The sequence below is a fragment of the Nonomuraea sp. NPDC049709 genome, from assembly GCF_040674815.1.
Taxonomy (GTDB): Bacteria; Actinomycetota; Actinomycetes; order Streptosporangiales; family Streptosporangiaceae; genus Nonomuraea.
In genome coordinates, this window is record NZ_JBFANM010000075.1 from 1 (window position 1) to 23,223 (window position 23,223).

The 23,223-nt window shown below is 69.6% G+C and carries 22 protein-coding genes and 2 pseudogenes; 17 read left to right on the forward strand and 7 right to left on the reverse strand.

Features of this window, described 5'->3' with window-relative positions:
- Nucleotides 1–365: 365 nt before the first annotated feature.
- Entirely contained in the window at nucleotides 366–746 is a 381-nt protein-coding gene (locus AB0J69_RS48265; RefSeq protein ID WP_364132586.1) for a VOC family protein, read from the forward strand.
- The gene (locus tag AB0J69_RS48270; protein WP_364132587.1) at nucleotides 743–1,627 is read left to right on the forward strand and encodes a sigma-70 family RNA polymerase sigma factor; all 885 of its coding nucleotides are present in this window, start codon (nucleotides 743–745) and stop codon (nucleotides 1,625–1,627) included. Before AB0J69_RS48265 ends, AB0J69_RS48270 begins: the two co-directional genes overlap by 4 nt.
- A 201-nt stretch (nucleotides 1,628–1,828) precedes the next feature.
- Here AB0J69_RS48270 and AB0J69_RS48275 read toward each other — a convergent pair.
- The 3 genes and pseudogenes from AB0J69_RS48275 to AB0J69_RS48285 form a co-directional block, all read right to left on the reverse strand.
- Nucleotides 1,829–2,023 (reverse strand): annotated as a pseudogene (locus AB0J69_RS48275) (dihydrofolate reductase family protein); the annotation flags it as partial.
- Between the two features lie 236 nt (nucleotides 2,024–2,259).
- Complete coding sequence (locus tag AB0J69_RS48280; RefSeq protein ID WP_364132588.1) at nucleotides 2,260–2,829, reverse strand: dihydrofolate reductase family protein; 570 nt, start codon at nucleotides 2,827–2,829, stop codon at nucleotides 2,260–2,262.
- Nucleotides 2,830–2,858: 29 nt separating this feature from the next.
- Nucleotides 2,859–3,356, reverse strand: coding sequence for a pyridoxamine 5'-phosphate oxidase family protein (locus AB0J69_RS48285; RefSeq protein ID WP_364132589.1), 498 nt, complete (start codon nucleotides 3,354–3,356; stop codon nucleotides 2,859–2,861).
- Nucleotides 3,357–3,653: 297 nt separating this feature from the next.
- Between AB0J69_RS48285 and AB0J69_RS48290 the strand changes: the two genes are divergently transcribed.
- Nucleotides 3,654–4,955, forward strand: coding sequence for a pentapeptide repeat-containing protein (locus AB0J69_RS48290; protein ID WP_364132590.1), 1,302 nt, complete (start codon nucleotides 3,654–3,656; stop codon nucleotides 4,953–4,955).
- A gap of 201 nt (nucleotides 4,956–5,156) precedes the next feature.
- Here AB0J69_RS48290 and AB0J69_RS48295 read toward each other — a convergent pair.
- Nucleotides 5,157–5,315 (reverse strand): annotated as a pseudogene (locus AB0J69_RS48295) (MerR family transcriptional regulator); the annotation flags it as partial.
- 130 nt (nucleotides 5,316–5,445) lie between these two features.
- Nucleotides 5,446–7,032 (reverse strand): serine hydrolase domain-containing protein, encoded by a 1,587-nt coding sequence (locus AB0J69_RS48300; RefSeq protein WP_364132591.1) that lies wholly within the window; start codon nucleotides 7,030–7,032, stop codon nucleotides 5,446–5,448.
- 253 nt (nucleotides 7,033–7,285) lie between these two features.
- Between AB0J69_RS48300 and AB0J69_RS48305 the strand changes: the two genes are divergently transcribed.
- Together AB0J69_RS48305 and AB0J69_RS48310 are read left to right on the forward strand one after the other, a co-directional pair.
- Nucleotides 7,286–7,693, forward strand: coding sequence for a YciI family protein (locus AB0J69_RS48305; protein ID WP_364132660.1), 408 nt, complete (start codon nucleotides 7,286–7,288; stop codon nucleotides 7,691–7,693).
- A complete protein-coding gene (locus AB0J69_RS48310; RefSeq protein WP_364132593.1) occupies nucleotides 7,690–8,835 on the forward strand; it encodes a DUF6596 domain-containing protein in 1,146 nt (381 codons plus the stop codon). The genes AB0J69_RS48305 and AB0J69_RS48310 overlap by 4 nt, the downstream gene beginning before the upstream one ends.
- A gap of 18 nt (nucleotides 8,836–8,853) precedes the next feature.
- Here AB0J69_RS48310 and AB0J69_RS48315 read toward each other — a convergent pair whose 3' ends face one another.
- On the reverse strand, nucleotides 8,854–9,672 hold the full coding sequence (locus AB0J69_RS48315; protein WP_364132595.1) for an alpha/beta hydrolase: 819 nt from the start codon (nucleotides 9,670–9,672) through the stop codon (nucleotides 8,854–8,856).
- Nucleotides 9,673–9,720: 48 nt separating this feature from the next.
- Here AB0J69_RS48315 and AB0J69_RS48320 point away from each other — a divergent pair, with 48 nt between their 5' ends.
- From AB0J69_RS48320 to AB0J69_RS48340, 5 genes are all read left to right on the forward strand, one after another.
- Nucleotides 9,721–10,359, forward strand: coding sequence for a TetR/AcrR family transcriptional regulator C-terminal domain-containing protein (locus tag AB0J69_RS48320; RefSeq protein ID WP_364132596.1), 639 nt, complete (start codon nucleotides 9,721–9,723; stop codon nucleotides 10,357–10,359).
- A 726-nt stretch (nucleotides 10,360–11,085) separates the two neighbouring features.
- Nucleotides 11,086–11,754 carry an RICIN domain-containing protein gene (locus AB0J69_RS48325; RefSeq protein ID WP_364132597.1) on the forward strand — a complete coding sequence of 223 codons (669 nt, stop codon included), beginning with the start codon at nucleotides 11,086–11,088 and terminating at the stop codon, nucleotides 11,752–11,754.
- 271 nt (nucleotides 11,755–12,025) lie between these two features.
- The gene (locus tag AB0J69_RS48330) at nucleotides 12,026–14,239 is read left to right on the forward strand and encodes an ATP-dependent RecD-like DNA helicase (RefSeq protein ID WP_364132598.1); all 2,214 of its coding nucleotides are present in this window, start codon (nucleotides 12,026–12,028) and stop codon (nucleotides 14,237–14,239) included.
- Nucleotides 14,240–14,329: 90 nt separating this feature from the next.
- Entirely contained in the window at nucleotides 14,330–15,559 is a 1,230-nt protein-coding gene (locus AB0J69_RS48335) for an Ig-like domain-containing protein (protein ID WP_364132600.1), read from the forward strand.
- The gene (locus AB0J69_RS48340) at nucleotides 15,556–16,059 is read left to right on the forward strand and encodes a GNAT family N-acetyltransferase (RefSeq protein WP_364132602.1); all 504 of its coding nucleotides are present in this window, start codon (nucleotides 15,556–15,558) and stop codon (nucleotides 16,057–16,059) included. The genes AB0J69_RS48335 and AB0J69_RS48340 overlap by 4 nt, the downstream gene beginning before the upstream one ends.
- Before the next feature lie 23 nt (nucleotides 16,060–16,082).
- Here the strand turns inward: AB0J69_RS48340 and AB0J69_RS48345 are convergent, their stop codons facing one another.
- Nucleotides 16,083–17,039, reverse strand: a complete 957-nt coding sequence (locus AB0J69_RS48345) for a radical SAM protein (protein WP_364132604.1) — start codon at nucleotides 17,037–17,039, stop codon at nucleotides 16,083–16,085.
- A 152-nt stretch (nucleotides 17,040–17,191) separates the two neighbouring features.
- Between AB0J69_RS48345 and AB0J69_RS48350 the strand changes: the two genes are divergently transcribed.
- The 7 genes from AB0J69_RS48350 (at nucleotide 17,192) to AB0J69_RS48380 (ending at nucleotide 23,190) form a co-directional block, all read left to right on the forward strand.
- A complete protein-coding gene (locus tag AB0J69_RS48350; protein ID WP_364132606.1) occupies nucleotides 17,192–17,515 on the forward strand; it encodes a multidrug efflux SMR transporter in 324 nt (107 codons plus the stop codon).
- The gene (locus tag AB0J69_RS48355; RefSeq protein ID WP_364132607.1) at nucleotides 17,512–18,162 is read left to right on the forward strand and encodes a TetR family transcriptional regulator; all 651 of its coding nucleotides are present in this window, start codon (nucleotides 17,512–17,514) and stop codon (nucleotides 18,160–18,162) included. Before AB0J69_RS48350 ends, AB0J69_RS48355 begins: the two co-directional genes overlap by 4 nt.
- Nucleotides 18,159–18,713, forward strand: a complete 555-nt coding sequence (locus tag AB0J69_RS48360) for a GNAT family N-acetyltransferase (protein ID WP_364132609.1) — start codon at nucleotides 18,159–18,161, stop codon at nucleotides 18,711–18,713. Before AB0J69_RS48355 ends, AB0J69_RS48360 begins: the two co-directional genes overlap by 4 nt.
- A complete protein-coding gene (locus AB0J69_RS48365; RefSeq protein WP_364132611.1) occupies nucleotides 18,710–19,012 on the forward strand; it encodes a DUF952 domain-containing protein in 303 nt (100 codons plus the stop codon). The genes AB0J69_RS48360 and AB0J69_RS48365 overlap by 4 nt, the downstream gene beginning before the upstream one ends.
- 51 nt (nucleotides 19,013–19,063) lie before the next feature.
- A complete protein-coding gene (locus AB0J69_RS48370) occupies nucleotides 19,064–19,438 on the forward strand; it encodes a nuclear transport factor 2 family protein (protein WP_364132612.1) in 375 nt (124 codons plus the stop codon).
- Nucleotides 19,439–20,175: 737 nt separating this feature from the next.
- A complete protein-coding gene (locus AB0J69_RS48375; RefSeq protein ID WP_364132613.1) occupies nucleotides 20,176–20,427 on the forward strand; it encodes a hypothetical protein in 252 nt (83 codons plus the stop codon).
- Nucleotides 20,428–21,474: 1,047 nt separating this feature from the next.
- Nucleotides 21,475–23,190, forward strand: a complete 1,716-nt coding sequence (locus AB0J69_RS48380; protein ID WP_364132615.1) for an enoyl-CoA hydratase-related protein — start codon at nucleotides 21,475–21,477, stop codon at nucleotides 23,188–23,190.
- Nucleotides 23,191–23,223 lie beyond the last annotated feature (33 nt).

Here is a 23,223-nt window from a genome sequence, read left to right on the forward strand (position 1 = left end):
GCCGGTCCGGGTTGCGGGGGCGGGCGGGGCGGGGGGGGGGGGGGGGGCGCGGCGCCGCAGCGGGTGGCCAGCAGCAGCGCCGCCACGACCAGGGTCATGCGTGTGGGCATCGCGCGCCTCCCGCTGCCGCAGGTGCCTGTCGGGCATGGGTCTGCCTGGAAGTCTCCTGCACACCGCGCCCGCGCGCGAGCCTTCCGACGAGCGGCGGCCACGTGGAGCCGGTCCTCGCGCCGGGCATGGCGGCGATCAGCAGACGTCCTGTTACCTTTTCGCGTGGGCACTCGTCATGGGTGTGACGACCGAAGACGCACGGTCGTCACACCGACGAGTGAAGCGAGAACAGGATGCTGACTACCATCATGTACGTGACGGTCTACGTCACCGATCAGGACCGTGCGCTGGAGTTCTACACCGAGGGGCTCGGCCTGGAAAAGCGGGTCGACTTCTCGGGGCCCGACGGACGGTTCCTCACCGTGGGCGTTCCCGACAGCCCGGTGCAGATCCTCCTGTGGTCGCATGCGGCGGCCGCGGGTCAGCCGGGTGAGGTGGGCCGGGATGGCGCGCCCGGTCCGCTGATCCTTGAATCCGATGATCTGCGGAAGGATTTCGAGATCCTGCGCCGGCGCGGCGTCACCTTCGAGGAGTCCGAACCGGTGGACTATCCGTTCGGGGTTCGCATCGAGGCGGTGGATCCGGACGGCAACCGGGTCTCGCTCCGCCAGCAGCGAAAGCAGCGCCGGCCGTGACGGCCGTGACCACCCAGCCGTCCGGCCTGGTGACCGAGGCGTTCGAAGCCCAGCGCGATCGGCTGCGCGCCCTCGCCTACCGCGTGCTGGGCTCGCACGCCGACGCCGAGGACGTGGTCCAGGAAGCCTGGATGCGCCTCGTCCGCCAGGACGCGGCGACCATCGGCAACCTGGCGGGCTGGCTGACCACCGTGGTGGGCCGGATCAGCCTGGACCTCCTGAGATCCCGGCAAGCCCACCCCGAGACCGCTTACGGGCACGCGTTCGCGGACCTCGTGGTGACGCCCGCCGACGACCCCGCGCCGGACGAGCAGGTGGCGCTGGCCGATTCGGTCGGCCTCGCCCTGCTCATCGTGCTCGACTCGCTCACCCCGAGCGAGCGCCTGGCGTTCGTCCTGCACGACATGTTCGCGGTCCCGTTCCACGAGATCGGCCACATCCTCGGCAAATCCACCGACGCCACCAAGATGATCGCCAGCCGCGCCCGCCGCAAGGTCCGAACCACGGACCGGCCGGCGGGCCCGGGCCGCGAGCACCAGAAGGTCGTCCAGGCGTTCAGCGCCGCCGCGCTCGGCGGCGACTTCGAAGCGCTCCTGCGTGTCCTCGACCCGAACGTGAAGCTGACCGTCGACACCCCCGACGGCATGGTCGTCACCCTCGGCGCCACTGCGGTCGCCGCCGGCGCCCGCATGTTCTCCGGCGAGGTCGCCCGCCAGCGACCCGTGCTGGTCAACGGCATCCCCGGCCACATGTCCTGGCGCCCCGACGGAACCCCTCTGTCCGTCATCGCCTTCACCGTCACCGAAGGCCGGATCACCGGCATCCACATCGTCGTCGACCCGGCCAAACTCGCCTCGATCCATCTGCCCGCCCCGGCCTGAGCCGGTGTCGTCAGGGTGGGGGTTGGGGGTGGTGGCCGGCCGTGAGCTCGGCGACGTACCTGTCGATCGTCGCCGAGCTCACGCCGAGCGCCGGGACGCATCGAAGCGCTCGAACCGGCCGGTCATCCGCCGGGTGGCGGCCACATGGCCGGCGCGGCGAATGCCCGGTCCGGCGAGGCACTGGTGACTCGGACGGCGGTGTCAGTCCGACTCACCGCGGGCGCGCCGGTAGCACTCGTAGATCACGCGCGAGCCGAGCGTCCTGGTCTCGACCAGGTCCAGCCGAACCTCCTCGGCGCCCGGCGGCAGGTAGGGCGTGCCGCCACCGACGACGACCGGATAGCGGAACATCCCCAGCTCGTCGACCAGTCCGAGCTCGATCGCCGCCCTCCCGGTCCGTGATGAAGCCGTCCACCGAGACGATCATCGAGAAGATCAGCATGACTTCGACCCTTCTGAAGGCAGCTCTGCCACGGCTGGTGACCGATCGCGAGCCGAAGACTCACCGTCGTGGCGGTGCAAGCGATCGTACGGCCGTTGATCGACGCCGCCGCGCAGTCCCGCGCAGTCCCGCGACCGTCCTGGGGCCGGACAGCACACCCCCGCCGAAGCGGGAGACGCGGACTTTCCGCTTACTTCTTGATCTCGTAGCGCAGACGCACCACGCCGTTGTCGAACGAGGTGCCCTCTGCCAGCTTCAGCTCTTGCCTATCCGCGAAGATGCGCGTTCCCCTGCCGCGTGACGCCGGGCAGACGAGCAGGATGATCTCGTCGACGACACCGACATCCATCAGGAAGTGCATGAGTTTCAAGCTCCCCCACAGCCAGATGTCCTTGCCGCTCTGCTCCTTCAGCTCCCGGAGGGTGGCGACCGGGTCGCGCGTCACGGTCGCGGCGGGAAAATCTCCCCAGGGGGCGTCATCCAGCTTCGACGAGGCGACGACCTTGGTGAGGTTGTTGAGCTTCTCGCCGTACTCGCCCTGCTCGTCGGCGTACGGCCAGTAGTCCTTGGACTGGGCGTAGGTGTTCGCGCCGAGAATCAACGTGTCGACCGAGTCGATGAACCCCATCATGCTGGCCTCGAACGCCTTGTTGGTGGTCTCGGAAAAGGGCTCCCCGGACACGAAACTGAGCCCGCCGTCCTCCTCCGCGGCGATGTTGTCGACGGTGACCCACTGCTGGACGATGAGTTTGCGCATCATGTTCTCCTCTGTATTGGTCGGGACCGTGTTCACGCGCGCTCACGCTCGGCCCGTTGCCGGACCAGCTCCTCGACCGCGCTCGGCAGGGTCGTCTCGAAGTCGATCAGCTTCGCCCACGTCGGGGTCACCACGATCCGGACCATGCCGTCGTAGAGCGAGCGGACCTCGGCCTCCCACTCGACCCGCTGCTCGGGCGTCATCTTGTACGAGCCGTTGATCTGGAGGTATTCGTCCGGGATGCCGTCGACGACGTCCAGCTCGACCCGGCCGCGGATCAGCAGGATCTTGGGCGGGTGCGCCTCGGTGTCGATCGTCAGGGCGACCATCGGGTTCTCGCGCAGAGCCGGGAGCTTCGGGGCGTTCTTCGTGGTGCACATGACGATCTCCGAGCCGTTCCAGGTGAACGCGATCGGGACGTTCCGGGGCATGCCGTCCTTGGCCACGTACGCCAGCCGGGTCACGTCGCGTGCCAGCAGCTCTTGGCTGATCGGCCGGTCCAGGATCTCGGTGATCTCGTTCGCTCGCATGGCCGTCCCTCCAGGGTCGTTGTCGTGATTCGCCCCAGGGACGGAGCCGCCGGAGCATTCTCGACATCCGCCGGCCCCGAGTTCCGAAATTTTTTCCGGCTGCCACCGCCATGGCGGCCATCCACTCTGTGGCCGGCACCACGGGCACCGGCGGCTTGGCGGGCGCGATCCAAGACGGCCGGTCGCGATCGCCGCTCACGCCTGTTCACAGGGCCTCGGGCGCCCGGCGAGTCACCCGAAGTAACAGTTCCGTCGAAAGGCTTACATTCGGTACCCAGCTCCAGATCAAATGGGGCTGTGACATCACGGCAAGCGCGTCGGCGGCGGGCCCTGATCTGGTCGATCAGCGTGGTCGTCATCACCGCCATCGCCACCGTGACCTTCCACCTGCTCACCGGCGCACCCGGCACCGCCTGGCTGGCGCCGGTGCTGGACCGGCTGCCCCGTTACCTGACGCCGCCGTACACCACGGCGGATCTCCCTCCGCTGGTGCTCACCATCCTCGCGGCCGTCAGCCTCCTGATCGGCGCCGGATTCTGGGCCGCGGGCGAGCTGCGTCGCCGCCGCGAGCTGCGGCCGCTCACCCCGGAGGAGACCGAGGCCCGCCCGCCTGAGAAAGCTTTCGGCACGCTCGCCGCCGACCGAGGGGCGCTTCTTGAGCGGATGAGCACCTGGGGCATCGTCCTCGGGTTGCTGCTGGCCGCGGGCAGCCTGGTCTACACCGACGCCAGGTCCATGCAGACCCCGCTGGAAGGGCAGAGCCTCGACAGGTACGGCCAAGCCGTGGCGCAGCTCGCTTCCGAGCGGATCGAGGTCCGCCTGGACGCGATCGACACGCTGCAGCGCCTGGCGCAGGATTCTCCACGTGATCGGGTGATGACCGTCGACGTCATGTCCGCGTACGTGCGCGAGCACGATTCCATGTCCCCAGCCCGGCAACTCGGGCAACCGGCCACCGACGTGCAGATGGCCCTGACCGTGCTCGGCAGCGTCTACGACGCGCCGAACACCGAGCTCGGGCACGACTGGGTCTGCGGCTGCAACCTGGCGCGCATCCGCGTGCCGGGCGCGGATCTGAGCGGCCTGAACCTCGGCACCGCCGTCCTGACCCGGGCGGACCTGAGCGGGGCCCACCTGAGCGGGGCCAACCTGGCCCACACCGACCTGTCCGGCAGCGACCTGCACAAGGCGTACCTGGACAGTGCGGACCTGGGGCACGCGATCCTGTTCATGGCGGACCTCAGCGAGGCGGACCTGAACGGCGCGGACCTGAGCGGGGTGGACCTGTTCGAGGCGGACCTGAGGAAGGCGGACCTGAGCTGGGCCGACCTGAGCGGGGTGGACCTGTTCAACGCGGACCTGCGCGGGGCGGACCTGCGCGAGGCGAACCTGAACGGGGCGAGCCTGCGCGGGGCGGACCTGCGTAGAGCGGATCTGCGCAAGGCGAGCCTGCTCGGCGCTGACCTGAAGGGGACGAACCTCAAGGGCGCCGACCTGACAGGTGCCGACCTGACGGGCGCCGACCTGACCGGGGCGAACCTGAACGCGGCCAGGACCGACGACGACACCAAGCTCCCCGCAGGAGCCCCTGGGACGTGAGCGGGCGGCGTCCCCGGCGGCCCGGGCACGCCCGCGATGCCCTGGACCACGCGCTCCTGCCGGTACCGGACGAGATGCCCCCGGCCACCCGCCGGGCGGCCGGTCCGAGGGACCGGAGCGCGGCGCGGTCAGGGGGAGTCCGGCGTCGAGCAGGAGCCCGATGTCGGCCAGGGGCACCCCTGCGGCGGCCAGCGTGCGGACCTGCACCAGGCGCAACAGCTCGGCCGATCCGTAGCGCCGGTAGCCGGAGCTGTCGCGTTCCGGCTCCTTCACCAGGCCGAGCTTGTGGTAGTGCCGGACCGTCTTCACTGTGACGCCGACGAATGCCGCCGCCTGCCCGATCGTGACCCCGTTCCTCATCTGCTCAGCCTGCCCTGTGCTCGAGCCCGGCGACCACGCACACCGCGGCCGGGCGTATGGACGGGCCACGCCGGGCCCGTGGAGCTCGGCGTGGCCCTGGTTCGGGGTTCTCCCTGATGCACGCCGGTGCTCAGTCCGCCGGCTGGGCCGGATCGGCCTGTCCACCGCCGAACACCTCGTTGAGGAGCCGTTGCTGGGCGTACCGGAATGCCGCCGCGATGGACAGGTCGGCGTCGTCCACGCAGTTCAGCGCGGCGGTCAGGGTCCTGCTGCCGCCGGGTGTGCCGCACATCAGCGCCGCGTGGCCCACGGTGCCGCCGTTGTGCGAGATGACGGTGCCGCCGCCGTCCGTGGTCACCACGAACACGCCCAGGCCGTAGTCCATGTTCGGGATGCCCGTCGGGTGCGGGGTGCACATCTCGGCCAGCAACTCGGCCGGCAGGAGCTTGCCGCCCAGCAGCGCGGAGATGAAGGTGTGCAGGTCTTGGGTGGTGGAGATCATGTCGCCGCCGGTGGAGCTCCAGGAGATGTTCTGGCGGGTGACGTCGATCGTCTTCTGCTCGCCCGCGTCCTCGTAGCGGTAGTAGGCGTGGGCGTGCGGCTCGGGGATCTCCGGCGAGGCGTCCGGCACCACCGTGCCCGACAGCCCGAGCGGCCCCAGGATCCGCCACTGCATCTCCTCGGCCAGCGAGCGGCCGGTGACCTTCTCGATCAGCAACCTGGCCAGCACGTAGTTGGTGTTGGAATAGCTCCAGCCGGTCCCCGGCTCGAACCGGGCCGGCCTGGACAGCGCCAGCTCCACCAGCTCCTGCGGCCGGTAGGTCTTGAACCGGTTGTCCACCCACTCCCTGCCCGCGGGGCCGTAAGGGATGGTGATCCCCGGCGCGAACGTCCCGTCGTCGTAGACCTCGCCGAGGAAGTCGAACAGCCCGCTGGTGTGCTGCAGCAGCATCCGCACCGTGACCCGCCGGTCCAGCCCGAACTCGGGCAGGTAGTCCGCCGCCGGGATGTCCAGCCCGATCTTGCCCTCGGCCACCAGCTGCAGCACCAGGGTCGCGGTGAAGGTCTTGGTGTTGCTGCCGATCCGCACGTGCCCGTTGACCGGCGGCTTCGCGGCCCCGCCCAGCTCGGCCACCCCGGCGCTGCCGGCCCACGCGCCCCGCTCATCGTGCACGCGCAGCGACACCCCGAGGAAACCGGAATCGACGATCTCCTCGATCGCCTGCTGCAGCTCCGGCCGGTCGTGCCCGGAAGCGGCCGCCGGCGCCGCCCCGCCGCCCGCAGCGGCCGCCCCGGCGGCGTCGAGGGCGGCTGCGTCGAGGGCGGCGGTGATCTTGCGGGCCATCGCGGCCGTGGTGGTGCCGGCCTGGTCCGGGCGAGCCTGGGCGGCTTCGATGGCGAGGAGGATGGTGCCGCGGAAGTTGCCGGCCTCTGCCGGTGCTTGCCCGCCGAGCAGGTTCATGGCTGCGGTCAGGGCCGGCAGCACCTGGTCGGCGAGTTCTGCGACGGTCTTGCCCTGCAGTTCGATGTCCTCGGCGTTCGCGGCGAGCACGTGCCCGACCAGACCGGTCGCCGACGTCAGGGCGATGGTGGCCTTCGTGGTGGCCTTCGTGGCGGCCTTGCGGGGCGAGCCGGTGGCGGCGGCCATCAGCGACACGGCGCCGTACGCGGCGGTCCGCAGGGTGCTTTTGTCCTGGTCGGACAGGGGGATGGACATGGTGGACCGCTCCTTGAGATCTGTTGTTCCCGGTCGGCGTCGTGCCGCTGCGGCGAGCTTCCACCCTGACCTCAGGTCAACCTCAACAGTGATCTAGCCCACAGCTGCTTGTTTCGGTGGTTCGGGACGGCTCGCGCACGGATCCGGTGGTGTCCCGCAGCGCCAGCGTCGCGGTGGGATGTCGAGAACCCGCGCGGTTTCGTCCCGCACGGACCACCGGCCACAATGGGCCGTACACACCAAGGAGAACATGATGGCCAAGTACCTGCTGCTCAAGCACTACCGGGGCGCGCCGGCAGCGGTCAACGACGTGCCGATGGACCAGTGGACGCCGGAGGAGGTCTCGGCCCACGTGCAGTACATGCGGGACTTCGCCGCCCGGCTCGAGGGCACCGGCGAGTTCGTCGACCATCGGGCGCTCTCCCCGGAGGGCACGTTCGTCCGCTACGACGGCGAGGGACGGCCGCCGGTCACCGACGGCCCGTTCGCGGAGACCAAGGACCTGATCGCCGGCTGGATGGTGATCGACGTCGAGACCTATGAGCGGGCGCTGGAGCTGGCCGGCGAGCTGTCGGCGGCTCCGGGCGCGGGTGGCAAGCCGATCCACGAGTGGCTCGAGGTGCGCCCCCTCCTGGGCGAGCGGCTCACGGTGACCGAGTGAACGAGCCGCTGCTGCGGGAGCTGGTGCCCGCGGTGATCGGTGTCCTTGTCCGTCGCGGAGCCGACTTCGCGGCGGCCGAGGACGCCGTGCAGGAAGCCCTGGTCGAGGCCCTGCGCACGTGGCCGGACGACCAGCCGCGCGACCCCAAGGGCTGGCTGGTCACCGTGGCCTGGCGCAAGTTCCTCGACGCCGCCCGCGCCGACACCTCCCGCCGGCACCGCGAGGTACGCGTCGAGACCGAGCCCGTGCCCGGCCCGGGGGAGGCGGTGGACGACACGCTCCAGCTGTACTTCCTGTGCGCGCACCCGTCCCTGACCCCGGCCTCGGCCGTCGCGCTCACGCTGCGCGCGGTCGCCGGCCTGACCACGCGTCAGATCGCGCAGGCCTACCTCGTGCCGGAGGCGACCATGGCCCAGCGCATCAGCCGGGCCAAGCGGACCGTCTCCTCCGTCCGGTTCAACCAGCCCGGCGACGTCCCCACGGTGCTGCGCGTGCTCTACCTGGTCTTCAACGAGGGCTACTCCGGCGACGTCGACCTCGCCGGCGAGGCGATCCGGCTCACCCGCCAACTGGCGGTCAAGACCCACCATGAGGAGGTCGCGGGCCTGCTCGCGCTCATGCTGCTCCACCACGCGCGGCGCCCGGCCCGGACCGGCCCCGACGGCCGGCTCATCCCCCTGGCCGAGCAGGACCGCAGCCTGTGGAACACCCGCCTGATCGCCGAGGGCGTCGACGTGCTGCAGGCCGCCCTGGCCCGCGACCGCCTGGGGGAGTTCCAGGCCCAGGCCGCCATCGCCGCGCTGCACGCCGACGCCCGCACGGCCGAGGAGACCGACTGGGTGCAGATCGTCGAGTGGTACGACGAACTGGTACGCCTCACCGACAGCCCGGTGGCCCGCCTCAACCGGGCCGTCGCGGTCGGCGAGGCCGACGGCCCGCGGGCCGGCCTGGCCGCCCTGGCGGAGCTCGACCCCGCCCTGCCCCGCCACATCGCCGTCGCGGCGTACCTGCATGAGCGCGACGGTGACCCCGTGACCGCGGCACGGCTCTACGCCGAAGCCGCCCGATCGGCCTCCAGCCTCCCCGAACGCGACCACCTCACGCGACAGGCCGCACGGCTCAACGCGCAGCTGCGCGGCTGAGCGGCCGCGCGGCGGGCTCTACCCGAGGCCGTGGTCGCGGGCCCACTCCGCGAGCACGGCTTCGAAGGCGTCACGTTCCTCCAGGTACGGGAAGTGACCGCTGCGCTCGAACACCGCCAGGCGGGCCCGGGGGAGGCGTCCGGCGATCTCCCGGCTGTGGGCGGGCGGGCACTGCGGGTCATGCCGTCCGACCATCACGAGTGTGGGGCAGGCGATGCCCTCCAGCCGGGGCCCCAGGTCGAACCCGCTCAGCTCCTCGGAGAACGCCATCATGCGCGGCATGGAGACCTCCGGCTCGGCCCAGCCGGGCGGCACAGGCGTCGCCTCCGGGTCGGCCACGCTGAGCCTGAACACGATGTCGGCGAACCTGGCCTGGTCGGCGGCGTCCCCGAGAGCGAGCGGGCGGGCCCGGGCGAGCTCGGCGGCTCGCGGGTGGCCCGGGGCGTACAGGCTGTCCTGGAGGAACCGATGGCTGGGCGCGGTGCCGATGAGGACCAGGGCGCTGATCGCCGAGGGATCCTGCAGGGCGTGCAGCAGGGCGACCATCCCGCCGGTCGAGGCGCCGGCCACCACCCACGAGGCGATCCCGAGGGCATCGCGGGCCTCGTGCAGCTGCTCGGCGAAGGCGGCCATCGACAGGTCCCGCCGATCGCGGACAGGACCGGACCCGGCCAGTCCGCGCGGGTTGATCGCGTGCACGCGGAACAGGGGAGTGAGGGTACGCGCCAGCAGGTCGCCCGCGGAGACCGCCGTGTACTGGTGGATCATGGCCAGCGCGACTCCCTGACCTGCGATCTCGCAGGTCAGCTCGCCGCCGGGAATGGCGATCGTCTCCATGCGGCCTCCCCGCTGTTTACAACGTAGTTGACAATGTACGCTGGAAGGATGGGGACGGCTAGACCAACCCGGCTGACCGCGCAGCAGATCACCGACACCGCGCTACAGCTGATCGACGCCCACGGCCTGACAGGGCTGACCATGCGCCGCCTGGGCGCCGAGCTGGGCGTCGAAGCGATGGCGATCTACCGCCATTTCTCCGGCAAGGAGGTGCTGCTGCAGGCCGTGGCCGCCCGATTCGGCGCCACGTTGCGGAGCCGGATGCCCACCGGTGTGCGCGGCTGGGACAAGGTCCGCCACCTGGCCAGGACGCTCCGGCAAGGGCTGCTCGACCACCCCAACCTCGTCCCGCTGCTGTTCGACCGTCCCGCGCTGTTCACCGCGGAATGGCTCGAGAGCCTGGACGTCCAGTTGTCTGCCTACCGCGAAGCCGGGCTTGGCGCCGCGGCGAGCGTGCAGGCCTACCGGACGCTCGGGGCGTACGTCTTGGGCTATGTCACCGTGGAGCTGCAGTTCCGGCGGAACCCCTACCACCCCGAGGACGCCGGGCCCGTCCTGGCGCTCCTGGCCTCCGGCCGCTTCGCCACCCTTCAGGATGCGCTCCCGCACCTGGCCGCCGACTGGGACGAGGTGTTCGAGCTCGGCCTGGACACGGTCATCACCGGCATCCAGGCACAACTCACCTAAAGGTACGCCCGCCCTTGGCGGGACGGTACTGGCAGACGAATTCCAGCCACGGCGGGGCCACCATCATGAAGTGCTCCCAGCTCCCCGGCACCGCGTCGCCACGGCCGCCCTGCACTTCGCGGACGGACGTCAGCAGGAAGCCCTCCCCGACGAGCCCGTTGACGATCTGATGCGCACTTTGCGCGCAGTTGTTGGTCTAATTGTTGGTCGTCGTATTGTTTGTCACCCTTGACAGAATCGGCGCGCTTGCGAGCCGGTGCCGCCGATAATCGCGGCACCAGCCAAGAAGGTCAGCACGGCGGTGAATTGCGTCACCTTGTTCACACCTATCTCCTGGTGGAGACGTGGCCTTGTGACAGTGAAAGATACCGCCACGTGATCGACGCGGCCGAAGCAGACACGTTTGCCGAGACAATTGACAGCCTTTTTGCCGCTTGACCAGGGTCCCATGTCCGGGAAAAAGCGGGCGATCAACAGGTCTGGAGGTCTCGTGCACCGCCTGTCACGCGCTCGCTCCCACCGGCTCCTGCACCCGCGCCGCCTCGACGCAGTCCGCCGGCAAAGGGGCCGCCACCTTTCATCGCGAGACGCAAGTGCGAGACATCCGGAAAGATACGGGACCGAACAATAAACACTGCGGACGGCCAGATTCTCCCAACAGGCGTATTGGGCAGGCATTGATCAGGCTTGACTCGATCCCGGAAGATCCTCGATAGACTGACATTGTTGCTTCCCGCATCCCGTGTCCGCGCTCCTCAGAAAGAGCAGCGAGGGGGAATCGCAATGCCTGATCCTAGAGCCTTCCTGAACGCCGTCAGCGCGTCATTCCTGGTTTTCGCCGGGCTTCCGCCCGCGTTCGCGGACGGCACCCGCGATCGGGGTCCCGACACCTGGATCACCAACAGGATCACAGGCGGGCAACTCTACGTCGACATACCTGCAGGATGCCGCTACAACATCGAGAATCCTGAATGCGTCCTCGGCAAACGCATCCGGCTGGGCGCACGAATCGGCGGCAACTACCACGCCTTCTTCTTCGAGTCCGACCCCGGCCGCGTAGGGCACCTGATCAAATGGACCGGCCTGAACGGTACGAAATGCCTGGATGTTGCGTGGGGCGGCAAGGCCAACGGCACCCCCGTGATCCTGTGGGGCTGCCATGGAGGCGCCAACCAGCAGTGGCAGCCGGAGGTGTTCTACAAGGGACCCCACAACGGCTTCAAAACGCTCAAGAACGTCAGCAGCGGCAAGTGCCTCGACGTCGACAACCCGGCCTACCCCAACTGGCCGCGCCCCGACGCGCCCCTGCAGATCTGGGACTGCTTCCATCCCACCGAGCTCCGCAAGGCTGCGAACCGCGTCAATCAAGTCTGGGAGTACCGATGGGGCCACTGACGAGGGCCGTCCGCGCCCAGACGCACGGTCAGCGGCGCAGGCAGGAAGGGCAACTGCGGGAGACGTGACACCACTGGGGCCGGCGGTGCAGAACCCACTGTTCTGAGTCCGTCACGCGCGCTCCACGTCCTTCCGCGTCCGTCTCCTGGCGTCCTGCTTGATGGCGCCCTTGGCCACCCGTCGTCCTGGCGGCCCATCCCGCCGTGCAACCCCCGCACGCCGCCCTTCCTTTACCCTGACCAGGAGACGATCACGCGAAAGGGATGCAACGGTGAGCGAAGGCGCGGCCAAGATCGCACCCTCCGAGCTTTCAGCCGTACTCGAACGCATCACCTACGCCAACGAGGAGACCGGCTACACCATCGCCCGCGTCGCCACCGAACGCACCGGCGCCGACCTGCTCACCGTCGTCGGCCCGCTGCTCGGCGCCCAGGTCGGCGAGTCGCTGCGGCTGCTGGGCCGCTGGACCTCCCACCCCCGCTACGGCCGCCAGTTCGAGGTGTGGTCCTACACCACCGTGCTGCCGGCCACCGTCCAGGGCATCCGCCGCTACCTCGGCTCCGGCCTCATCAAGGGCATCGGCCCCAAGATGGCCGAGCGCATCGTCGACCACTTCGGCACCGACACCCTCGACATCATCGAGCAGCACCCCGGACGCCTCACCGAAGTGCCCGGCCTCGGCCCCAAACGCACCAAGATGATCGCCGCCGCCTGGGACGAACAGAAGATCATCAAAGAGGTGATGATCTTCCTGCAGGGCGTCGGCGTGTCCACCTCCATCGCCGTACGCATCTTCAAGCAGTACGGCGACACCTCCATCTCCGTCGTCAGGACCCAGCCCTACAAGCTCGCCGACGACGTGTGGGGGATCGGCTTCAAGACCGCCGACACCATCGCCCAGGCCGTCGGCATTCCCCACGACAGCCCCGAACGCGTCAAGGCCGGCCTGCGCTACACCCTGTCCCAGGCCGCCGACGACGGCCACTGCTACCTGCCCGCCCCCAACCTCGTCGCCGACGCCGTCAAGATCCTCGACGTGCCCGCCGAGCTCGCCACCGCCTGCCTGGAACAGCTCGTCGCCGACGAAGGCGTCGTCCGCGAGAGCGTCCCCGCCGGCGACAACCACGTACCCGCCGTCTACCTGCCGCCCTTCCACCGCGCCGAGATCTCCCTGGCCTCCGGCCTGCTGTCCCTGCTCAACGGCGGCCACGACCGCCTGAAGACCTTCGCCGACGTCGACTGGGAACGCGCCGAGACCTGGCTGCACGCCCAGACCGGCGCCGAACTGGCCACCGAGCAGCGCCAGGCCGTCCGCCTGGCCCTCACCGAGAAGGTCGCCGTCCTGACCGGCGGCCCCGGCTGCGGCAAGAGCTTCACCGTACGCTCCATCGTGCTGCTGGCCCGCGCCAAACGCGCCAAGGTCATCCTGGCCGCCCCCACCGGCCGCGCCGCCAAACGCCTGGCCGAGCTGACCGGCCACGAGGCCACCACCGTGCACCGCCTGCTGCAGCTGCGCCCCGGCGGCGAGGCCACCTTCGACCGCGACAACCCCCTCGACGCCGACCTCGTCGTCGTCGACGAGGCCTCCATGCTCGACCTGCTGCTGGCCAACAAACTCGTCAAAGCCGTCGCCCCCGGCGCCCACCTGCTGTTCGTCGGCGACGTCGACCAGCTGCCCTCCGTCGGCGCCGGCGAGGTCCTCAAAGACCTCCTGGCCGCCGACGACATCCCCCGCGTACGGCTGACCCAGATCTTCCGCCAGGCCCAGGAATCCGGCGTCGTCGTCAACGCCCACCGCGTCAACACCGGCCGCCACCCCGTCCTGGAGGGCATGAAGGACTTCTTCCTGTTCCCCTGCGAGGAACCCGAGGAGATCGCCGCCCTCACCGTCGACGTCGTCGCCCGCCGCATCCCGCGCCGCTTCCGCCTCGACCCCCGCCGCGACGTCCAGGTCCTGGCCCCCATGCACCGCGGCGCCGCCGGCGCCGGCGCCCTCAACACCGCCCTGCAGGAAGCCCTCACCCCCGCCCGCGAGGGCATGCCCGAACGCCGCTACGGCGGCCGCGTCTTCCGCGTCGGCGACAAGGTCACCCAGCTGCGCAACAACTACGACAAGGGCGCCGCCGGCGTCTTCAACGGCACCGTCGGCATCGTCACCGACATCCGGCCCGACGAGCACAAGCTCACCGTCCTGACCGACGAGGACGAATCCGTCGAATACGCCTTCGACGAACTCGACGAGCTCGCCCACGCCTACGCCGTCTCCATCCACCGCTCCCAGGGCAGCGAATACCCCGCCGTCGTCATCCCCCTGGCCACCAGCGCCTGGATGATGCTGCAGCGCAACCTGCTCTACACCGCCATCACCCGGGCCAAGAAACTCGTCGTGATCGTCGGCTCGCGCCGGGCGCTGGCCCAGGCCGTACGCACCAGGGGAGCGGGCCGCCGCCACACCGGCCTGACCCACCGCCTGACCCGGCACTGACCTGCCCCCACCCCCATAAGTAATAGAAATGTGATCGAACTCTCCCAAAGGATTCCGCGTCATACATGTGGGAGCATTAAGGTTTTTGGGGTGCCTTTTGGTGCCCATGGGGAGAGGACGATCTTGAACGTTGCGCCCGCCTGGAGGACACCCGCCACCGCACTCGCGCTGCTCACGGCGGCTGCCCTGACGGCCTCATGCTCGAACGGCGGCACCGCGGCCCCCCGCACCGGCACCCCCGAAGGCACCACCGTGGCCACCCCCCAGGCCCCCACCGTCAAGATCACCCCCGGCGAAGGCACCACCAAGGTCAGCCCCGAGAAGAAAGTCGTCGTCGAAGCCGCCGGCGCCGCCCTCGACAACGTCACCGTCCAAGCCGACGGCGAACAACTCGACGGCAAATACAACACCGACAAGACCCGCTGGGTCTCCAAGACGCCGCTGAAGCCCTCCACCAGCTACGACGTCTCCGCCACCGCCGGCGCCACCACCGCCACCAGCACCTTCACCACCGCCAAACCCCAGCGCGCCCTGCAGATCGCCGACGTCACCCCCAACGCCAAGGGCGAGACCCTCGGCGTCGGCGCCCCCATCATCGTCACCTTCAACCAGCCCGTCACCAGCAAGGCCACCATCGAACGGGCCCTGGAGGTCGAGGCGGAAAAGCCCGTCGAAGGCGCCTGGCGCTGGATCAACGACACCGTCGTCATCTACCGCACCGCCAAATACTGGCCCGCCCACCAGAAAGTCACCTTCAACGCCAACATCACCGGCATCAAAGGCGGCAAAGGCCTCTACGGCGTCAAGGACTACACCGCCAACCTCAAGATCGGCGCCAAACAGATCAGCAAGGTCGACGTCGCCAAACACATGATGTACGTCTACAAAGACGGCAAACGCGTCCAAACCATGCGCATCAGCGCCGGCATGGCCACCACCCGCGAATACACCACCACCTCCGGCGTCCACCTCACCATGGAACGCGGCAACCCCGTCCGCATGATCTCCCCAGGCCGCAAAAAAGGCGACCCCGGCTACTACGACGTCATGATCAACCACGCCGTACGCATCTCCAACTCCGGCGAATACGTCCACGCCAAGGACAACGTCTGGGCCCAAGGCGTCCGCAACGTCAGCCACGGCTGCATCAACTCCCGCCCCGACCAGGCCAAATGGTTCTACGACAACTTCCAGCGCGGCGACGTCGTCGACATCAAGGGCACCAACCGCGAACTCGAATGGAACAACGGCTGGGGCTACTGGCAAATGTCGTTCTCCCAGTGGAAAAAGGGCAGCGCCCTGAAGAACGACAACCGATGACCCCGCACATCCGCCCAGGACAAACCAGCGACATCCCCCTCGTCCTGGCCATGTTCGACAGCGCCGTCACCTGGCTCACCACCCAAGGCCGCACCGGCCAATGGGGCAGCCGCCCCTTCACCGGCGACCCCCACCGCACCCAGCAGGTCACCACCTGGCTCCACGGCGGCGGCATGCGCATCGCCGAACTCGACGGCCACCCCGCCGGCTGCATCTCCGTCGGCCCCGCCCACGACTACGTCACCCCCGCCACCGAACCCGAGCTCTACGTCCAGGCCCTGGTCACCCACCGCCGCCACGCCGGCCACGGCGTCGGCCGCGCCCTGCTCGACTGGGCCGCCGACGAAGCCCGCACCCGCGGCGCCACCCTCCTGCGCGTCGACTGCTACGCCGGCGACGACGGCCGCCTGGTCGCCTACTACGAAAGCTGCGGCTTCACCCGCGCCACACCCTTCACCGTGGGGGAGTGGCCCGGCATGCTCCTGCACCGCCACCCCTGACCCTCACCACCGCCACCCCACCGTCACACCAGCGCCAGCTGCGCCGCCTCCGGCTCACCCCGCACCGCCACCGGCGCCCCGCACTCCATCCCGTACACCCGGCACAACGCCGCGATCTGCCCCGTGATCCGCCCCTCATACCCCGCCGCCGGCAACCCCGCACGGTCGTACAACTCCTCATACCGCTCCACCAGCCGCGGATGCGCCTGCTCCAACCACTCCAGATACCACGCCCGCGTCCCCACCGGCAGCCGCAACACCACCGGCTCCACCACCCGAGCCCCCGCCGCCGCGATCCGCCGCACCGTCGCCCCCAGCTGATCAGCCGCGTCACTGAGCAACGGCAACACCGGCGCCATCAGCACCCGGCAATCCACCCCCGCCTCCACCAGCGCCGACACCAGCTCCAGCCGCGCCTGCGCCGTCGGCGCCCCCGGCTCCACCACCCGCCGGATCCGCTCGTCCACGAACGCGATCGACACCGCCACCCGCGCACCCGCCCGCGCCAGCAACCCCGCATCCCGCAACACCAACGCACTCTTGGTGTACACCGTGAACGGCACCCCCGACCCCGCCAGCGCCCCGACCACCCCCGGCATCAGCCGATACGTCTCCTCAGCCGCCTGGTAACAGTCACCGCTCACCCCCACCGCCAGCTCCTCGCCCTCCCAGCGCGCCAGCTCCACCCGCAACCGCTCCACCACGTTCGGCCGCACCACGATCCGCGTGTCGAAATCACGCCCCGCATCCAGCCCCAGCCGCCGATGCCCGGCACGGGCACCGCAGCCGCGGCAGGCATGGGCGCAGCCACGGTAGGGGGACACGGCCCACCGCTGGGCGATGCCCGCGGTCTGCGGCACCCGCTCGATCACCGTACGGGCCTGCATCTCGTAGAAGTCCCCGCGCACCACCGCCCGCCGCTCGATCAGCGGACGCTCATCGGCGGCGTCGTCGACCAGCGAAAGCGCGTCCCAACCCACGCCCACCAGTGGAACACGTATTCGACTCCCTTTTCAAGCGATTCCACCAACACAAGACCCCCACGCCCTGACACCAGGCCCGGGGGAGTGGGGGACAGGCACCCCGATAAAATTGGCACACCCGTACCACTTCATGTCAGGGGAACCCCACCATGGCCTGGCTCCTGCTCGCCCTCGCCATCGCCTCAGAAGTCCTCGCCACCTCCGCACTCAAACTCAGCAACGGCTTCACCCACCTCGGCTGGACCATCGTCGTCGCCGCCGGCTACATCACCTCCTTCGCCCTCCTGGCCCGCGTCCTCAAACTCCACCTCGACATGGGCACCGCCTACGCCGTCTGGTCCGGAGCCGGCACCGCCGCCATCGCCCTCATCGGCGCCGCTTTCATGGGCGAAACCCTCACCCCCCTCAAGATCAGCGGCATCCTCCTCATCATCGGCGGCGTCGTCGTCCTCAACCTCGCAGGTGCCCATTGACCCCCCACCCGGCACCCGAGAACCCTGCCACCCCAGACACCGGACCACCCAACCCAGCCACCCCCACAACCACGGCCACCACCACCCCCGCCCAAGCACGCGGCAAACGCCGCCGCGCCACCCTCCTCACCGCCGCCGTCACCCTCCTCACCGAAGGCGGATTCGCCGCCGTCACCCACCGGGCCGTCGCCCAGCGCGCCAACCTCCCCCTCGCCGCCACCACCTACTACTTCACCTCACGCGACCAGCTCCTCGCCGAAGCCTTCGCCCAGCTCGTCGAAACCGAACTCGCCACCACCCGCACCTGGATCACCCACCACGGACTCACCACCCTCACCGACCAGATCGCCACCGCCGACCGCACCCGCCAGCTCGGCCTGTGGGAGCTCTACGTCCACGCCGGCCGCGACCCCGCACTCCAGCACATCGCCCGCCGCTGGACCGACGGCTGCGTCCACCTCATCGCCACCGCCCTCGACCTCCCCGAAACCAACCCCCGCGCACGCCTCCTCTACACCACCATCTCCGCCCTCTGGCTCGAACAGCTCGTCGAACAACGCCCCCTCGACGAAGCCCGCACCCTCCTCACCCTCGCCCTCGAAAACGCGTTGCCACCCCCACCACCCCTCCCTACACTGCCCCAATGATCAAACCCGACTACCCCATCACCACCCCCCGCCTCCACCTGCGCCCCTTCACCCCCGACGACCTCGACGCCGTCAACACCTACGAATCCCTGCCCCACGTCACCCGCTACCTCTACTGGGACGCCCGCGACCGCGACACCACCCGCACCCACCTCGACAAAAGAATCACCCGCACCGCCATCCACCACGAAGGCGACGCCATCGACCTGGCCATCACCCTGCCCACCACCGACCAAGTGATCGGCAACGCCCTGCTCATCTGGACCAGCGAACAACACCGCCAAGGCGAAATCGGCTACATCCTCCACCCCAACCACCACGGCCACGGCTACGCCACCGAAGCCGCCCACGCCATGCTCCATCTCGGCTTCACCGAACTCGGCCTCCACCGCATCACCGGCCGCATCGACACCCGCAACACCGCCTCCGCCCGCGTCCTGGAAAAACTCCACATGCGCCGCGAAGCCACCCTCATCGACAACGAAATCGTCAAAGGCGAATGGACCAGCGAAACCATCTACGCCATCCTCGAAACCGAATGGACCCCATGACCATCCACCACCTCGCCCTGCACACCGACTGGCAAGCCGCCCAGAAAACAGGGGAGTACCGCATCTCCACCCTCGGCCGCACCCTCGACCAAGAAGGCTTCATCCACTGCAGCCGAGACCTCACCCAGCTCCACGGCGTCCACCAAGCCTTCTACAGCCACCTCACCCAACCCCTCGTCATCCTCGACATCGACCCCACCGGCCTCGACATCCGCATCGAGAACGGCTACCCCCACCTGTACGGCCCCCTGCCCATCACCGCCGTCACCGCCACCCACCCCTACACACCCCACCACTGACCCCACCGAACCGGGGGAGAGGCACCCCACCACACCACCACAATGGTCACCATGAACCCCCGAACCGCCGCCCAACGCTTCGCCGACACCTGGCAACACGGCTGGACCCACCACGACACCGCCGCCATCACCGCCCTGTACCACGACGACGCCGTCCACACCAGCATGCCCTTCCGCCCCCCGCACCACGGCAAGCAAGCCATCGCCGACTACATCACCTGGTCCTTCACCGGCGAAAGCAACCCCCACGTCACCTTCACCACCCCCATCGTCGACGGCGACCAGGCCGCCATCGAATTCCGGGTCCACACCCACGACAACGGCCGCCCCATCACCCTCGCCGGCTGCGTCTTCGCCCGCTTCGACCCCGACGGCCTCGCCACCCAGACCCGCGACTACTGGCACACCACCGACGGCCACCAATAACCCACCGCCGGCAAACCCCGAAAACCGGCCCGCACGCCGGGCCAGACACAGGCACCACGAAAAACCAGGCGCCCGGAAAAACCCGGGCACCACCAAAGATCAGCGCACCACCCGCAACGGCGCATGCCCCGCACCCACCGCCGGAGCCACCGGAACCGGAGCCGCAACCGCAGGAGCAGCGGGGGAGGACTGCGGACGCGCCATCTGCTGCGTCTGCTCCTGCGCCTGCCGCTCAGCCTGCCGCCGGCCCTGATCCGCCATCCCGGCGCACCCACCCGCGCAGTACCCGTTCGTCACGATCAACCGCCCCCGCAGCGGCGTGTACGACTCCTTACCGGAAGCGGGCAGGACCCCCTGACACACCGGGCATAACACCGAGTTCCCCACGTGCTGCTCCTCTCGCGGCGCGTATAGCAGGAGCTCCACCCTAAAACCACAGATCCCGCCAAGGACAGCGAATCAACGAAGCGTCAAACCCGCCGTCAACGCACGCGAAGACCCCGCCGAAGCACCGTACGAGAGCACGAAACCCCCGCTCAGCACCCCCGCACCACGGGTACCGCCACCCCCGCAGGGCGCCATGGGACACGCAAAAAATCTTCCCGGACAACACACTCGCCCCACCCGTCCAGGAGAGCGCCCACCCCTTCCCAGAAGCGCTACTTGACATAATGTTCATTATCAAGCAACCACCGAAGCGCTGAATAAACCACCCGAACCCGGGCAGACGCCCCACCATGGCCGCCCTCGAGACCACCCCCAGCCTCATCGCGCTCACCGCCGTCATCACCGCCGCCGCCATCTGGCTGATCATCCTCGCGGCCCGGCTGACCCGCCGCCCGCGCAACCGGCCCAGCGTCAGCGTCGACCTTGTCGATCAAGCACGCGAGCTCAAGGCACTCGGCCAGATCCGCGACGCCGTCTTCCTCGTCCGCGGCGAGACCGGCATGAGCCAGCGCGCCGCCGCCCGCTTCGTCAACCGCCTATGACCCCCTACCGGACCCAAAAGCGACAGATAATGCCAAACCAGACAGAAGGTGGGTTCTGTCTGGTTTAGCTCATTGTCGCAACGACGGCCATGAACCCGACGAAGAAGGCTTCAACGCCAACGTCAACCAAGCCCGACTCCCCGAGTTCCTCACGCCGGGCTCCTGACGCCGGCGGAGGATCTTGCGGAAGTCAGCAAGGACAGCGGCGCCGGTTAGCAGCTCGCGTTCGGCGGTGATGCGGGCGGGGGTCTCCTCCCCCAGGCGGCTGTAGCGCCCGCGCTGCAGGCCAGTCGATGTCGTGGAGTCCGTCGAACATGTGTGGCACTATGCCGGGCCCTGCTGACGTTCCCCCTGGGTTACAGGTCGGCTTCGGGTGGGGGGAATTCCCGGAGGAGTCGGGTGCTGTTGCGGTGCGGTTACTGTTCGTGGTTCTGGGGTGTCCGGGTGGGTGCCTCTCCCCCGGTTGGGTCGGCCAGGGTGGTGTGAAGGCGGGGTCAAGGGGTCTTGGGGTGGTGGGCGGGGTGCGGGAAGACGGGGTGGGGGCGGGGGTTTGGATCGCCGTTGCGGGGGGTTGGTCAAAGGGGCTGTCGGGCAGTCCTGTCCTGGGCGTGACCTCGGGGTGTGGCGTGCTGGGTGATGCTGGGGCTGTGTGGCGGCCTGGGCCGGGGTGTGGGCCGGGTCGTCGCTGAGGGGCTCGGGCCGCCTCCCTCGCCCGGGCCCCCCTTTTTTTCGCTCTGGGGCTGGGCTGTGGAGGGGTGGGGGGTTTCGGGCGGGTGCCGGTGGGGTGGGGGGTGGCGCCCGCACAGGGGAAGGTGGCGCCCGCACAGGGGATCTTTTCGGGCAAAGCGGGTCAATTGGGGCTGGTCAGGGCGGGTTTTTGCGGGGAATCGTCACCACGAGTCGAAGTTTCATGTCAACATCAATGGCATGTTTGGGCCATATGGGACTGCCGTAAACGTCTGCGACGGGTGTGTTCATCCCCTGTCCGCCCGGTAGTCCGCCGCGCCCTGGTGCCGTACTCTCCCCCGCCCGGAAAGAAGTCCCGCGTTGCGTATCTTGCTGCTCTGCTCCTCCTTCAACGGCCTGACCCAGCGTGCCTGGCTGGAGTTGCGCCGGGCCGGTCACGACGTGAGCGTCGAGCTGGCCGTCTCATCGGAGGCGATGGTGGAGGCGGCCGAGCTGGCCAAGCCGGATCTCGTCATCTGCCCGTTCCTGAAGGAGCGGGTGCCGTCGGCGTTGTGGCGCGCCCACCGTACGGTGATCATCCATCCGGGGCCGCCCGGGGACCGGGGGCCGTCCTCGCTGGACTGGGCGATCTCCGAGGCCGAGCCGGAATGGGGCGTGACGGCGTTGCAGGCGGTCGAGGAGATGGACGCGGGCCCCATCTGGGGCTATCGGACCTTCGCGGTGCCGGCCCCGATCGACGGGGAGCCGCCGCGCAAGTCGGCGCTGTACAACGGGCCGGTGGCCGACGCGGCGGTGGAGCTGGTGGCGGAGGTGGCGGCCAAGGCGGGCGACGCGTCGTTCGTGCCGGCTCCGCTGGACTACCGCTCCCCCGAGGTGCGGGGGCGGTTGCGGCGGGCGATGCGGCACGGTGACCGGGAGTTCTCCTGGCTGGAGCCGACGGCCGACATCGTCCGGCGGGTGCGCGCGGCCGACGGGGCGCCGGGCGGGCGGGCGCGGTTGTGCGACCTGCCGGTGCGGGTGTTCGACGTCTACCGGGGGCCGGAGCTCGCGGGCCCGGCCGGGCAGGTGGTCGCGCGGCGGGAGGGCGCGGTGCTGGTGCACACCGGTGACGGCACGGTGTGGGTGGGGCACCTGCGGCTGGAGCAGGAGGGCGCGATCAAGCTGCCGGCCGCGATGGCGCTGGGCGAGCTGGTGGCCGGCGTGCCGGAGCGGCCGGGCTACAGCGAGATCACCTACGACCGCAGCGAAGCGGTGGGGGTGGTGAGTTTCGACTTCTACAACGGGGCGATGTCGACCGAGCAGTGCCGGCGGCTGGCCTCGGCGCTGCGGTACGCGGTGGCGCAGGACACCCGGGTGCTGGTGGTGCGTGGCGGGGAGGTGTTCTCCAACGGCATCCACCTGAACGTGATCGAGGCGGCCCGCCATCCGGAGCTGGAGGCGTGGATGAACATCAACGCGATCAACGCGGTGTGCCGGGAGATCGTCGGCTGCATGGGGCAGCTGGTGGTGACGTCCATCGGCGGGAACGCGGGCGCGGGCGGGGTGATGATGGGGCTGGGCGCCGACCGGGTGATCGTGCGCGACTCGGTGGTGCTCAACCCGCACTACCGCACGATGGGGCTGTTCGGCAGCGAGTACTGGACGTACGTGCTGCCGCGCCGGGTGGGCGCCGAGCGGGCCCGGCAGCTGACCCGGCAGGCGCTGCCGATCGGCGCGGCCGAGGCGGTGGAGTACGGGCTGGCCGACAAGTCGCTGCCCGGGCCGCGGCTGGACTTCGAGCGGCGGGTTCTGGAGTACGCCGAGCGGCTGGCGGCCGATCCGGGATACGATCACCTGCTGGCGGGACGCAGGCAGGTGCGGGAGGTCGACGAGCGGCGCAAGCCGCTGGACGCCTACCGGGCCGAGGAGCTGGCCGAGATGAGCCGCGACATGTTCGACGACCGTAACGGGTTCCGGCAGGCGCGGCGGGCGTTCGTGCACAAGGCGCGGGCGCAGGCGACACCGGAGCATCTGGCGCGTCACCGGGAGTTGTCCGGCGCGTCGGCCACTGCGGGCGCAGGGGCATCTCATATGTGAGATATGGTCTCGTGTTGTGGCAGATGATTACCT

Excerpts from the sequence above, each read along its gene's own strand:
- AB0J69_RS48280 (WP_364132588.1), bottom strand. The coding sequence starts at position 2,829 with ATGATGCGCAAACTCATCGTCCAGCAGTGGGTCACCGTCGACAACATC.
- AB0J69_RS48285 (WP_364132589.1), bottom strand. The coding sequence starts at position 3,356 with ATGCGAGCGAACGAGATCACCGAGATCCTGGACCGGCCGATCAGCCAA.
- AB0J69_RS48300 (WP_364132591.1), bottom strand. The coding sequence starts at position 7,032 with ATGTCCATCCCCCTGTCCGACCAGGACAAAAGCACCCTGCGGACCGCC.
- AB0J69_RS48305 (WP_364132660.1), top strand. The coding sequence starts at position 7,286 with ATGGCCAAGTACCTGCTGCTCAAGCACTACCGGGGCGCGCCGGCAGCG.
- AB0J69_RS48315 (WP_364132595.1), bottom strand. The coding sequence starts at position 9,672 with ATGGAGACGATCGCCATTCCCGGCGGCGAGCTGACCTGCGAGATCGCA.
- AB0J69_RS48320 (WP_364132596.1), top strand. The coding sequence starts at position 9,721 with ATGGGGACGGCTAGACCAACCCGGCTGACCGCGCAGCAGATCACCGAC.
- AB0J69_RS48340 (WP_364132602.1), top strand. The coding sequence starts at position 15,556 with ATGACCCCGCACATCCGCCCAGGACAAACCAGCGACATCCCCCTCGTC.
- AB0J69_RS48350 (WP_364132606.1), top strand. The coding sequence starts at position 17,192 with ATGGCCTGGCTCCTGCTCGCCCTCGCCATCGCCTCAGAAGTCCTCGCC.
- AB0J69_RS48360 (WP_364132609.1), top strand. The coding sequence starts at position 18,159 with ATGATCAAACCCGACTACCCCATCACCACCCCCCGCCTCCACCTGCGC.
- AB0J69_RS48365 (WP_364132611.1), top strand. The coding sequence starts at position 18,710 with ATGACCATCCACCACCTCGCCCTGCACACCGACTGGCAAGCCGCCCAG.
- AB0J69_RS48370 (WP_364132612.1), top strand. The coding sequence starts at position 19,064 with ATGAACCCCCGAACCGCCGCCCAACGCTTCGCCGACACCTGGCAACAC.
- AB0J69_RS48375 (WP_364132613.1), top strand. The coding sequence starts at position 20,176 with ATGGCCGCCCTCGAGACCACCCCCAGCCTCATCGCGCTCACCGCCGTC.